At 40.6% G+C, this 13,192-nt stretch carries 9 protein-coding genes and 3 pseudogenes; all 12 read left to right on the top strand.

The genetic code is table 11. From position 1 onward, the window contains the following. The first annotated feature begins 2 nt into the window (after positions 1 to 2). The 12 genes and pseudogenes from NQZ91_01820 (at position 3) to NQZ91_01765 (ending at position 13,075) form a co-directional block, all read left to right on the top strand. Positions 3 to 386: a hypothetical protein gene (locus NQZ91_01820; GenBank protein UUM58132.1), complete on the top strand. Its 384-nt coding sequence runs from the start codon at positions 3 to 5 to the stop codon at positions 384 to 386. A gap of 8 nt (positions 387 to 394) precedes the next feature. Further along, positions 395 to 634: a transcriptional regulator gene (locus NQZ91_01815; GenBank protein UUM58131.1), complete on the top strand. Its 240-nt coding sequence runs from the start codon at positions 395 to 397 to the stop codon at positions 632 to 634. Next, a complete protein-coding gene (locus NQZ91_01810) occupies positions 631 to 1,215 on the top strand; it encodes a CPBP family intramembrane metalloprotease (GenBank protein UUM58130.1) in 585 nt (194 codons plus the stop codon). The genes NQZ91_01815 and NQZ91_01810 overlap by 4 nt, the downstream gene beginning before the upstream one ends. Positions 1,216 to 1,292: 77 nt before the next feature. Continuing rightward, on the top strand, positions 1,293 to 1,781 hold the full coding sequence (locus NQZ91_01805; GenBank protein UUM58129.1) for a hypothetical protein: 489 nt from the start codon (positions 1,293 to 1,295) through the stop codon (positions 1,779 to 1,781). Beyond that, a pseudogene (locus NQZ91_01800) lies at positions 1,781 to 3,055 on the top strand (type IV secretory system conjugative DNA transfer family protein). The gene NQZ91_01805 and the pseudogene NQZ91_01800 overlap by 1 nt, the downstream one beginning before the upstream one ends. A gap of 808 nt (positions 3,056 to 3,863) precedes the next feature. Beyond that, on the top strand, positions 3,864 to 5,774 hold the full coding sequence (ltrA, locus tag NQZ91_01795) for a group II intron reverse transcriptase/maturase (protein UUM58128.1): 1,911 nt from the start codon (positions 3,864 to 3,866) through the stop codon (positions 5,772 to 5,774). A 103-nt stretch (positions 5,775 to 5,877) separates the two neighbouring features. Next, positions 5,878 to 6,417 (top strand): annotated as a pseudogene (locus tag NQZ91_01790) (TraG/TraD/VirD4 family protein). A gap of 17 nt (positions 6,418 to 6,434) precedes the next feature. Next, entirely contained in the window at positions 6,435 to 6,677 is a 243-nt protein-coding gene (locus NQZ91_01785) for a hypothetical protein (GenBank protein ID UUM58127.1), read from the top strand. An 18-nt stretch (positions 6,678 to 6,695) separates the two neighbouring features. Then, positions 6,696 to 7,550, top strand: a complete 855-nt coding sequence (locus NQZ91_01780; GenBank protein UUM58126.1) for a conjugal transfer protein TrbL — start codon at positions 6,696 to 6,698, stop codon at positions 7,548 to 7,550. Between the two features lie 61 nt (positions 7,551 to 7,611). Next, positions 7,612 to 7,965, top strand: coding sequence for a PrgI family protein (locus NQZ91_01775; protein ID UUM58125.1), 354 nt, complete (start codon positions 7,612 to 7,614; stop codon positions 7,963 to 7,965). After that, positions 7,922 to 10,272 (top strand): annotated as a pseudogene (locus tag NQZ91_01770) (AAA family ATPase). The gene NQZ91_01775 and the pseudogene NQZ91_01770 overlap by 44 nt, the downstream one beginning before the upstream one ends. 1 nt (position 10,273) lies before the next feature. Next, complete coding sequence (locus NQZ91_01765; protein ID UUM58124.1) at positions 10,274 to 13,075, top strand: phage tail tip lysozyme; 2,802 nt, start codon at positions 10,274 to 10,276, stop codon at positions 13,073 to 13,075. The last annotated feature ends 117 nt before the right edge of the window (positions 13,076 to 13,192 follow it).

Raw genomic sequence — 13,192 nt, 5'->3', positions numbered from 1 at the left:
CTATGCTTGAGGTATATCTAGGAAATAATGCCAATACAAATCAAGATTTACTAACCATTTTGACGACCTATGGGGTGACTTATCGTTGTACAAAAGCGTGTGATGTAAACCGTGAAATCTTACTGTCACTCTTTGCCAAAACCACGGATTGTTTTGAGTTGCTGTCGCCACGATTTCTTCGCTTTAAACGTCAATATTCGATAAGTTTGAATGAGATGATTCAGCTCATTCTCCAAAAGCCAGACCAGAATCTTCGGTTGCCACTCATTGTTTGTCAGAATCATGTCTATCCAGCTATTGGGCTAGACGAAGTGCGTACCTTTCTTCCCAGACAAGTAAAAGAAGAGCTGTTTCAGGCTAGTCTGATGAAACAAGTGACAGGGTAGGTGTGAAGATGAATGAACGATTTTGGGATAATTTAGAAATCATACTCTCAGAAAGAGAAATCACTTGGGCAGAACTAGCTCGAAAGGTATTCAAAGGTCAATATGTCTATCCCAGTGAGTTTAATCGCCTCTATCAAAAACTGCGACATTACAAATCCAATCGCCTGATGCCACAAACAAGATGGGTTGAGCGAATCGTTCTAGTCTTAGACATTGATTATGAAGATTTATTCAAGAGGTGGCAATGATAAGGATAGTGTTGTTTTATCTAGCTATACAGCTTAACGGTCTTCTGGTGAGTTTATACCTGAAAGAGTATCTGACAATAGAGGGAATAGTCTTGCTACAATTGGTCCTATTAAGTGTGACTTGCTTAGAGATTGCCCGTCATAAAACTGTTCAATTAAAAATTGTGGGCGTACAAAATCGCCTAAGTTGGTTGCTTCTTGGCTTTGTGGCTATGGTTGCTTTTGCAGTCTTCATCAGCTTCCTATTTCCAGGTCAGACTAGGAATCAAGCGGTATTGGTACAAGTAGGAAAACAGGTTCCTTATGTTATCTTTTTATTGTTTCTGGCCAATGCAAGTATCCTTGAAGAAATTGTTTATAGGCAATTGCTGTGGGAAAAATTGATATTCCCTTTTGTACAAATAGGCGTGACCAGTTTTCTCTTTGTTCTATCCCATAGCCCCAATCAGTTAGGGAGTTGGCTCATCTATAGCTGTCTTGGCTTGACCTTGGCTGCTGTTCGATTGAAAACTGATTGTATGACGGCAATCATCTTACATTTACTTTGGAATAGTTTGGCTTATGTCGTAACTTTCTTGTGATACCAAAATCAAGAGTGTTTCCGTATTATGGAAACACCTTATGTTTGATAGGGAATCGAAAAAAAGAGGAGGTCACCATGTCATCTGAACAACAAGAACGTCAAGCGATGCAATACGTGGAAAGAAGTAGTTTATTGACAGTTAGAACCCTCTTAAAGCTCTTAGAATGGTCGGCTAGGCAAGCCTTGGCTCAAGATTCAGCTTATAAGATTGGGGTTCAAAAACTGGAAGAACTCCTTCTAAGTCCTTACGCCATTGAAGCGATTGATGTTAGTAAAGACATCCTAGATAAGCCAATTGATGTTGAGAAATTCAAGGAGTTAATGGAGTCAGAAAAACTGCCAATCGCAATTAGTTGGCAAAAAGACTATCTCTACTTTTTTGCCAAGGATAAGACCTTGCTCGATCATCACTTGGATGAATTGTTGAAGAAACTGATGTCTAATCCAGAGAAGCTAGAAGGTTTAACCTTTGATAAAACCTTGGATCAAGAGATAGAACTGGCCAAAGAGAAAATTAGAGTGACAGAACCTTCGGCAGTCAAAACCAAGGAGGTGACCTTGTAATGTATTCCAGGCAAAAAGCATTTGTCTTTGGACTCTTGGGTCTCGCCTTTGGCTATTTCTGCCATCGTCTAACCCTACTCTATGATAGTTTAACCAATGCCCCACCTATGGAACGTATTGCCTACCTCTTAGGAGATGGGTTAAATCAGGTTTTCAATCCTTTATGGCTATTTTCCTTTACTCAAAAATCTCTTCTTGCCTTTATCCTTGGAATACTAACGATCACACTAGTCTATCTTTATGTATCGACAGGACAGAAAGTCTATCGAGAAGGGGAAGAATACGGTTCTGCACGATTTGGAACCAGTAAGGAAAAGCGGAACTTTTACAGTAAGAATCCTTTCAATGACACGATTTTGGCTCGTGATGTTCGTCTAACCTTGTTGGAAAAGAAGAAACCCCAGTTTGACCGAAATAAAAATTTGATTGTCATTGGGGGTTCTGGGGCAGGTAAGACCTTTCGCTTTGTGAAACCCAACCTTATCCAACTTAATTGTTCCAATATTGTCGTAGATCCGAAAGACCATTTGGCTGAAAAGACAGGCAAGCTCTTTTTAGAAAACGGTTATCAGGTCAAGGTTTTAGACTTGGTTAATATGACCAATTCAGACGGTTTTAATCCCTTTCGTTATGTAGAAACAGAGAATGATTTGAACCGCATGTTAACGGTCTATTTTAACAATACCCGTGGGTCTGGCTCTCGCAGTGATCCATTTTGGGACGAGGCTTCCATGACATTGGTGAGAGCTATTGCCTCTTATTTGGTAGATTTTTACAATCCTCCAGGAAGTTCCAAGCAAGAGCAGGAAGCAAGACGTAAGCGTGGCCGTTATCCAGCCTTTTCTGAGATTGGGAAACTCATCAAACTCTTATCAAAGGGAGACAATCAGGACAAAAGTGTTCTTGAAGTCCTGTTTGAAGATTACGCTAAAAAATACGGTCATGGGAACTTTACCATGAGAAACTGGGCGGATTTTCAGAACTACAAGGACAAGACCTTGGATTCGGTCATTGCTGTGACGACCGCTAAGTTCGCCCTTTTTAATATTCAATCGGTGATTGATTTGACGCAAAAAGACACTATGGATTTGAAAACGTGGGGCACTCAAAAGACCATGGTATATCTTGTTATTCCAGATAATGATACGACCTTTCGTTTTCTATCTGCATTATTTTTCTCTACGGTTTTCTCCACTTTGACCAGACAGGCTGATGTGGACTTTAAAGGGCAACTGCCGATTCATGTTAGAAGCTATCTGGATGAGTTTGCGAATGGTGTGACACGTTCTACGCCCAAAGCGGTAGGAATAACCGACAAAAGCGTAGCCTAAAGTCACAAATAATTTAATAATGTGGTTTTAGAGAACTGCATAACTAAAATTTCAAATGAAGGGGTAACGCCCAGAAGGGAATTCGCTAATACTTCGAATAGCGTTAGTTGAATACAGACGACTAAGGTTATAAGCTCGGAGAAGTCGTGCGAAGCACACCCTAAAGTAGAAATACTAGGAAAGATACCTAGAGGTAGGTGTTGTGTGTGACAGTGCGGGCGGGGTTGCCATATGGTTAGAATGACCAAATAGGCGGTCTGACAAAATTCCGAATGTACGGCTCTAAACGAATGGCTGGTAGAAATGCCAGTGTACCAGTGGGTACGCAAGTGGGGTAAAGTAAAAGTTGTTAGTATGAAATACCCTCTGTGTTTACAGGACACAGGTATCTTGAGAAAAGTCTTGAAGATAATACTTGCAGGGCTAAAGGAATGACCTAAGTGGTAACAATCCTAAGTTATGTGGAACGTGGAAAGCAACCAATACGGGAGCTGACTGTATCAGCGACAAAGTACCGTAGTTGTATCGAAAATGAAAAGTCTGAAAGAACATTTTCTACAATAAGTGCATTTGTGGTTGTGAGAGTAGTGGCACAGTACCAAAGAAACCGTGATAATAAGCGGTGGAGGGATAGCCACAAGCCGATACTAAATTTTCTTTCATGTCTATATAGTAATCACCAAAAGGAGATTTTCATAGCTGTCGTGGTGCGACTAAGAAAAAATCATTCTCCGATAAGGAGTTGGTTACTATGGCAAAACGAATTGTAAATAAAGCAGAACGAAATGCAGAAAGGTATGACGCTAAAGAAATAGGTTATCAGCTTTATGAAGATAGCCTGAACGGTAAGAGATTTGATAGGCTCATGCCAATGATTGTCTCTGAACAAAACATCATACTTGCATATCGAAATATCTGTAAAAATAACGGGAGTAAAACTCCTGGTACAGATGGTAAAACGATTGTAGAAATACAGAAATTACCTATCGAAATGGTCATAAAAACCATCAGAAACAAGTTGAACTATTATCAACCAAAGAAAATTAGACGAGTAGAAATCCCGAAAGATAATGGAAAGACAAGACCTCTTGGAATTCCGAGTATTTGGGACAGACTGATACAACAGTGTGTCTTACAGGTGTTAGAGCCAATCTGTGAAGCTAAGTTTCACGAAAGAAACAATGGTTTCAGACCGTACAGGTCTACACAGAACGCAATAGCACAGTGCTATAAAATGGCACAAATACAAAATCTGCACTTTGTTGTAGATGTAGACATTACAGGATTCTTTGATAATATTGACCACTCAAAACTTATCCGTCAGTTATGGGGATTGGGAGTACAGGACAGAAAGCTGATTATGATAATCAAGCAAATGTTAAAAGCAGATATTCTATTCAAAGATATCGTCATCACACCAGAAACAGGTACACCTCAAGGTGGTATTCTATCTCCGCTATTAGCTAATGTAGTGTTGAATGAACTGGACTGGTGGGTTGCTAATCAGTGGGAAATGTTCAAAATCAAAGAGGGAAGTACAGGCTACGAGTTTACAAAGGTTGATAACGAGGGAAACATACTCACAATAGACCGAACGCAGAAATGGAACAAGCTCAGAGCAAAAACCGACTTAAAAGAAATGTATATCGTAAGATATGCGGATGATTTTAAAATATTCTGTAGAGATTATGTGACAGCGGTTAAGGTAATGGGTGCGACAAAGCTATGGTTAGCTGAAAATCTTCACTTGAAGACAAGTGATGAAAAATCAGGAATTACTAACCTTAGAAAGAACTACACGACTTTTCTTGGAATAAAATTCAAGGTAGTACCAAAAGGGAATAAGTGGATTATTCGTTCCCATATGGCAGATAAGAGTAAAGTCAAGGTTATCAGTAAACTGGGTTCTGTTTGGAAAGATATTAAAAACCCAAGCAAACAAAGTGAATTAGATAAAAATATAAGTCTTTACAACGCTATGGTAATGGGAATGCACAATTATTACTGTATGGCAACGCTTGTGTCATCCGACTTTGCGGAAATAGCCTTTAAGGTTACAGGGAAAAGTAACGGAATGAATCATAACAAACGATGCTTTCCCATAGAGAAACAAGGTGAAATTACAAGCAAATACATCTTGGATAAGTACGGAAAGTCCAAACAATGTAGATGGATAAATGGTCGTATGATTGTTCCTGTCGGATATGTATCTTATGAATATCCAAAATATAAAAGACGTGAAGTCAACAAATATGTGAGGAAATACTCAGACGCTGAAAACTGTATCAGCTTTGAAGTTATGAAGTATATGATGGAAAATGCTCATCTCTATCCTACATTAGAGATGGCAGATAATGCTCTTTCAAGGTATATAGCACAAAAAGGCAAATGTGCTGTTACGCATAATGCTTTGACCATTGTGGATATGGTCTGTGAACACATCAAGCCTTGCAAAGGAGAAAGAAACGATACTTACAGGAATTTAATTATTCTCTCAAAAGAGGTATCGGATTTGGTAGGAGAAGAAAATAGCAATAAAGTAAGTAAGCTACTCAAAAATCTACCATTGACCAAAGAAATGCAAGATAAAATCAATAAGCTTCGTGAACACAGGGAGCTAGAAATGATACAATTCGAGGACTATATAGGCACTAAAAAGTAAGATTTAGTCGGTGGAACGCCGTGTGATGGGAAACTATCATGCACGGTGTGGAGCGGGGGAAAAGCCCGAGGTGGTAACACCAGAGGCTTACCTATCGCTATTCGGAGAAATCCCAGACTTTGCCGAACAAACCTCAACAGTTCGTTCTAGGAATATGAGTCTTGTGCCTATTCTCCAAAATATTGCTCAACTCCAAGGACTTTATAAGGAAAAAGAGGCTTGGAAAACTATACTGGGGAACTGTGACAGCCTCCTCTATTTGGGTGGAAATGACGAGGAAACTTTCAAATTTATGAGTGGTCTTCTAGGCAAACAAACCATTGATGTCAGAAGTAGCAGTCGCTCTTTTGGGCAGACTGGCTCAAGTTCTACCTCTCACCAGAAAATTGCCCGTGACTTGATGACGGCTGATGAAGTCGGGAATATGAAACGAGATGAATGCCTCGTACGCATTGCAGGAGTTCCTGTTTTTCGAACCAAGAAATATTTTCCACTTAAACATAAGAATTGGAAATGGCTTGCGGATAAGGAAACCGATGTACGCTGGTGGCACTATCATATCAATCCCCTAACCGCTGAGGAAGAGGTAGATTTGTCAGGCCATAAAATAAGGGATTTAAGCACAGAAACGACACTACATTAATAGAAATGAGGAATTATATGAATCAAAAACTATCAGGCTTTGTTTACGGGGTGGACGCTAGCTCCATGTTCTCCCAAGCCATGTCTCTATTACAAAAAGGTTTGATTGCAGTAGGAGCCTTTCTTGTTGTCATGGGCATTATCAACCTTTCAACCAACATTAAAGATGGTGGGCCAGGTGTCCGAAATGCCATTCTAGAAATTGTTGGTGGGGTCATGGTGGGAGCCGCTGGTGCTTTTGTGACTCAGATTACCATTTAGGGGAGGACAGCACATGACATGATAATGAATTTTACGTCACCTTTTGTATTTCTAGCCTCTGAAAAAGTATCTAGCGACAGCCTTTTTGAAGGGTTTCAAGTGGATTTAGAATCAACCGCCAACTTGGTTAAGTCACTAGCGGACTTTAATCCGACGGTGTGGTCTTACATGACAGCCATTACCAAGGGGATTATGCAGCCCTTGGGAGTAGCTATTCTTGCGGTAGTTATTGTACTCGAATTTTCAAAAATGGCCAAGAAAATCGCAAACTCAGGCGGTGCAATGACCTTTGAAGCCATAGCACCTATGATTGTCAGCTACATCATGGTCGCGGTCGTGATTACCAATACGACGGTTATTGTGGAAGCCATTATTGCCATTGCCTCATATGTTATTGAACAAGTGGCAAGTCTTGTCACGAATGGTGGTGCTAATTATGATACCATCTCAGGCATTAAGGGATCTGGAATTGTAGGAAAAATGATTATTGGCTTTTTTGCGATTCTCATTTGGTTGGTACGAATGGCCAGCATCATGGTTGTCAATATCTTGATTACCATTCGCTTTATCCAACTCTATCTGATGATTCCTTTTGCCCCTGTTACCATTCCGACCTTCCTTAGTGATGACTGGAGAAGTGTTGGGATTGGTTACCTTAAAAACATCATGGTCTATGCCGTTCAAGGTATTTTGATTTTTCTAATTGTATCTCTTGTTCCCTTGTTTGAATCGGCTGGAAAGATTGCCGTATCAAATGGAGCTGGAGTGATGGAATCACTTGCCATTATGTTTGGTGGCTTGGTACAGGCCATCTTGTTAATCATTGCCTTGGTTGGCAGTCAACGAACCGCCCGAAGTATTTTGGGGATGTAGGAGGAAGGGAGTCACTATCTCGCCTCCTCTTTTTATAGCTTATTTAGATTGGAGAACATTTATGAACACACGTGTCTTTAAGGACATCTCAAAGGTTCAACACAGGGCATGGCTGGGATTTACAACTAGACAGGTTATTTTTGTATTTCCAGCTGTCGCCCTAACCATTTTGGTTTTGGGCTTGAACCTATTTTATTGGCAATTTGGGGATTGGTTTGTCTATGGTTTTGTTTTTAGCTTTACCATTCCACTCATGTTATTTGGGGTCTATCGCCCCAACGATTTACCATTTGAAATATACCTCAAGTACCGTTTTCATTATGAACTAACGGTGCCAGACCGCACATTTACTGGAAGAAAAGGAGACCAACGTGAAAAAATTAAAACACTCAATGAAATCAAAGACCTCTTCTAATGACAAAAAGCAAAAGATGAAAACACAGAAACAGGAAATCAGCCCTTCTACCGTAAATACGTTAGCCTATCAAGGACTTTTTCAGAATGGCCTTATGCAGGTCAGTCCAAGCTATTTCTCACAAACCTATCTCTTAGGAGATGTTAATTACCAAACAGTTGGCTTAGACGATAAGGGAGCTATTGTTGAGAAATATTCCGATTTAATCAATTCACTGGATGATCAGACCAATTTCCAACTGACCATTTTCAATCAAAAGGTCAATCTGGAAAATTCCGTAAGAGTATTCTCTATCCCTTGCAGGAAGATGGGTTTGATGCTTATCGTGATGAATTGAATCGCATGATGGATGCCAACTTAGAGGCGGGTGAGAACAACTTTTCAGCCGTCAAGTTTCTTTCATTTGGCAAGAGCGACCAAACACCAAAACTAGCTTTTCGTTCTCTGTCGCAAATTGGAGAATATTTCAGGAGTGGTTTTTCAGAGATTGCTGTATCTCTTGGTCTTCTTGGTGGAGAGGAGCGAGTGAATGTCCTTGCGGATATGTTACGAGGTGAAAATCATTTCCCGTTTTCTTACGAGGATTTGACCCTCTCAGGTCAATCCACCAAACACTTTATTGCCCCAACCTACCTTTCCTTTAAATACAAGAATCATATTGAATTGGACGATAGATTATTACAGATTGCTTATGTTCGTGACTATGGTATGGAGCTAGGGGATAAATTTATTCGTGACCTCATGCAGTCAGATTTGGAAGTGATGATGAGCCTACATGCTAAAGGATCAACTAAGTCTGAAACCATGACCAAGCTGCGAACCAAGAAAACCTTGATGGAATCGCAAAAGATTGGGGAACAACAAAAGATGGCTCGGACTGGAATCTATTTGGAGAAGGTCGGCCATGTTCTTGAGAACAACATCGATGAAGCTGAAGCTCTTCTTCAAACCATGACCCAAACAGGAGATAAACTGTTTGACACCCTATTTCTAATTGGCGTGCTGGCGGATACTGAAGATCAACTCAAACAATCTCTTGATATTATCAAGCAAGTGGCAGGGTCTAATGTTATGATTATTGATAACTTGACCTATATGCAAGAAGCTGCCTTTAATAGTCTCTTGCCATTTGGGAAGAACTATCTCGAAGGTGTTTCTCGGTCTCTATTGACTTCAAATATTGCCGTGAATGCACCTTGGACTTCCGTTGATATTCAGGACAAGGGTGGGAAATTTTATGGCATCAATCAAATCTCAAGTAATATCATCAGTATTGACCGTGGCAAGTTAAATACTCCGTCAGGTTTGATTTTAGGGACTTCTGGAGCTGGCAAAGGGATGGCGACAAAACATGAAATCATCTCTACTAAGCTCAAGGAAGCAGATTGCGATACTGAAATTATTATTGTTGACCCAGAAAACGAGTACAGCATTATCGGTCAAGCCTTTGGTGGGGAGAGTATTGATATTGCCCCAGATTCTACTACCTTCTTAAATGTCTTAGATCTATCTGATGAGAATATGGATGAGGATCCGGTTAAGGTTAAGTCCGAATTTCTCTTGTCTTGGATAGGAAAGCTCTTAGACCGCAAAATGGATGGTCGTGAAAAATCCTTGATAGATCGTGTGACACGCTTGACATATAAGCATTTTGACACACCGTCCTTGGTCGAATGGGTCTTTGTCTTAGCTCGACAACCTGAACAGGAAGCTAAGGACTTGGCACTGGATATGGAACTCTATGTGGAAGGGTCGCTGGACATATTTTCACATAGGACCAATATTAAAACAGACAGTCATTTCCTGATTTACAATGTCAAAAAGTTAGGCGATGAATTAAAACAGATTGCCCTCATGGTTATCTTTGACCAGATTTGGAATCGTGTGGTGAAAAATCAAAAACTAGGGAAGAAGACCTGGATTTACTTTGATGAAATGCAGCTATTGTTGCTGGATAAGTACGCTTCTGATTTCTTCTTCAAACTTTGGAGTCGTGTCCGTAAGTATGGGGCGATACCGACAGGTATTACTCAGAATGTAGAAACGCTTCTTTTGGATGCCAATGGCAGACGCATTATTGCCAATAGCGAGTTCATGATTCTTTTAAAACAGGCTAAGAGCGATCGCGAAGAATTGGTGCATATGCTTGGGCTTTCTAAAGAGCTGGAGAAGTACTTAGTTAATCCTGAAAAAGGGGCAGGCTTAATTAAGGCCGGTTCCACCGTTGTCCCATTCAAGAATAAGATTCCACAACACACCAAGCTCTTTGACATCATGAGTACGGACCCTGAAAAAATGAGGACATGAGATGAAAGAGGATAAAAAGCTAGTCAAACAGGCTAGGCAAAACTTTCGAAGCAACTTAAAATCGGCCCGTATGCATTATCGGAAAGAAGTTAGGACCTTAAGACAGACTGTTCCTAAAAAAGGACGATTTCGAAAACCAGCCCAAAATTCTCTTTTTCAAGATAAGAAAATAGAGTTAAAAGAAAATCTACTCAGTAGCCAAAAGGAAGCAGAAGAGAAGTTCTTAAAAGAAATTACCTATGTTTCTCCTAAACTGTTGAAGGTAAAGGAAATCAAGAACTATCGACTTCCGCAAGCTCAAGAACGTTTGCGGACGGCAAGAAAACATCTGTCAGAAGTGAAACTAAGTGAGAAACAACAGGTAGTTAATCCCAAGTTTACTTTCCAAAAAGAAAATTCTTCCCTGAAGTCTCGCTTTCAGTTTCACCAAGAAAAATCATTTGATCGACTCAGTGCAGAAAAAGACGTAAGTTCTGTCAAGCGTGAGGTTAAACAACTCAAGAAAGTCCGAAAGTCTAAGAAAAACTCTACCAAAGTCAAAGTTGGATTAGGCTTAGCTGCATCTGAATCGCTTGACCTGATAGCACAGGAGGATGATTTAGATGGTCTAAGAACCTTAAAGGATATTAGCTTAAAAGCCAGACGCTATGGCAGGTTAACCTATCAAGCAGGTAAGGTGGCAGTGAAAAGTGGTCAGACTGGTGTGCGGATTACCAAATCAAAAATTTCTCATGGAAAGGAACGATTCCAGAACTTCAAAAAGGGAAAAGGATTCACACGCCAGAAACCTCTTAAACCAAGAAGACGCTACCAAACCTATTTAAAGCATGTCAGAAAACAAAGTGTCGCAGGTTTCAAAGGAATCGTCCAAGCCATTAAGGGAAGTATGACTTTCTTTTCTGTCCTTGCGGGAAATCCTTTGACTTGGATTGTCTCAGGCATTCTCTTGATACTCCTTTTGATGATGAGCTTTTTCATGAGTGTTTCAGGTAGTAGTGTCATTCAACAAGATGAGATAGAATTGAGTAAGAGCTATACCCACATGACGTGGGAAGATGCGGAGCATACGAGAACTAACGAAAAAGGGATTACCTATTACACCAAGATTGATGAGGTCATGGTTTACATGAATCATCAATACCAAGACTACAAGCTTGACGATGTCATGGAAACAGGTGGTGCGACCTACAAAGCATTTCTCAGTCAAGTCTGGACGGACTTAAATGGTGGTGATTCTATTAAATCCATGTCTGACTTGTATAAAGAACCTGCTTACAAGCTGTCTGATGAGGACCAGGAAGAACTAAAGGAATTGACAGAAGAAGGCAACTATTTAGCCCTTCAAGAATTGGACAACCCCTTTCAGGGACAGACCGATGAGGATAGCTTAAACATGACCTACCGATATGGGTATGAGGTCATTGATGAGAAACCAACGCTTCATCACCATATCATCTTAGAAGCAAAAGAAGGTCAAGTCATTGTGTCTCCGATGGATGGCAAGGTATCTCTTGATGGAGAGAACGTTGTTTTGACATCTGGTAAGGGAGTGAATAAGACTAAACTAACCTTGTTTGGCATTCATTCAGGCCGAGTGAGTGAACATCAACAAGTCTTGGCAGGAGATATTATTGGTCAGATCAAAGACGGAACGGGTCTAAAAGTCACCTATCAAAAGGTTGATGATGACACGGATAAGCTAGTCTATGTCAATCCAGCTTTCTACTTTCCAAAAGTGATCCAGGTTCAGACAACCATCCTTCCAACTATCGGTCAGTTTGGCGGCGATGAGTTCGAGAGAGCCAAGGCAATTTATGACTATCTTAAAAGCAAAGGTGCGACCAATCAAGCCATCGCAGCCATTCTAGGTAACTGGTCGGTAGAATCCTCCATCAACCCGAAACGTGCCGAGGGCGACTATCTATCTCCCCCTATTGGTGCAACAGATAGTTCGTGGGATGATGAGGGCTGGCTCTCACTTAATGGTCCAACTATATACAATGGACGTTACCCAAATATTCTCAAACGTGGTTTAGGCTTAGGCCAATGGACAGATACCGCGGATGGGTCACGCAGACATACTTTATTGTTGGAATATGCCAAAGGAAAACATCAAAAGTGGTATGACTTAGAGTTACAACTGGATTTCATGTTGCATGGGGACAGTCCTTATTACACCAACTGGTTAAAAGATTTCTTCAAAAATACAGGTAGTCCAGCTAGTCTTGCCCAACTCTTCCTCATTTACTGGGAAGGAAATTCAGGGGATAAGCTACTTGAGCGTCAGACACGGGCAAGTGAGTGGTATTACCAAATTGAAAAAGGCTTTAGTCAACCCAACGGTGGGACAGCACAAAGTGATCCAAAAGCACTTGAAGCTGTACGAGGAGACCTTTTTGAAAACTCTATTCCAGGAGGTGGTGACGGGATGGGTTACGCTTTCGGCCAATGTACTTGGGGAGTCGCAGCCCGTATCAACCAACTGGGGCTAAAACTCAAAGGTAAAAACGGTGAGAAGATTCCAATTATCAGTACCATGGGCAATGGCCAAGATTGGGTACGAACAGCCGCAAGTCTCGGTGGGGAGATAGGGACAAGTCCACAAGAAGGAGCTATCCTTTCCTTTGCGGGAGGAGGACATGGCACACCAACAGAATACGGACATGTGGCTTTCGTCGAAAAAGTCTACCCAGATGGCTCCTTCCTTATCTCCGAAACCAACTACAATGGCAATCCCAACTACACCTTCCGTAAATTATCTGGAGTGGATAGTAGCTTGAGTTTTGCTTATACGACGAAATAAAAAAAGGATATGCTAACAATAATTGGATTTGTTAGCATATTGTTTTGCAAATATTTCGTAAGAAATTCTACCTTTTAGTTACTTTGATAAGTTTAGTGATATGATATAATACTAAGG

The organism is Streptococcus suis, from assembly GCA_024583055.1.
Taxonomy (GTDB): domain Bacteria; phylum Bacillota; class Bacilli; order Lactobacillales; family Streptococcaceae; genus Streptococcus; species Streptococcus suis_V.
Note: the sequence above shows the minus strand (reverse complement) of the source record. Positions and strands in the feature narration are given on the sequence as shown.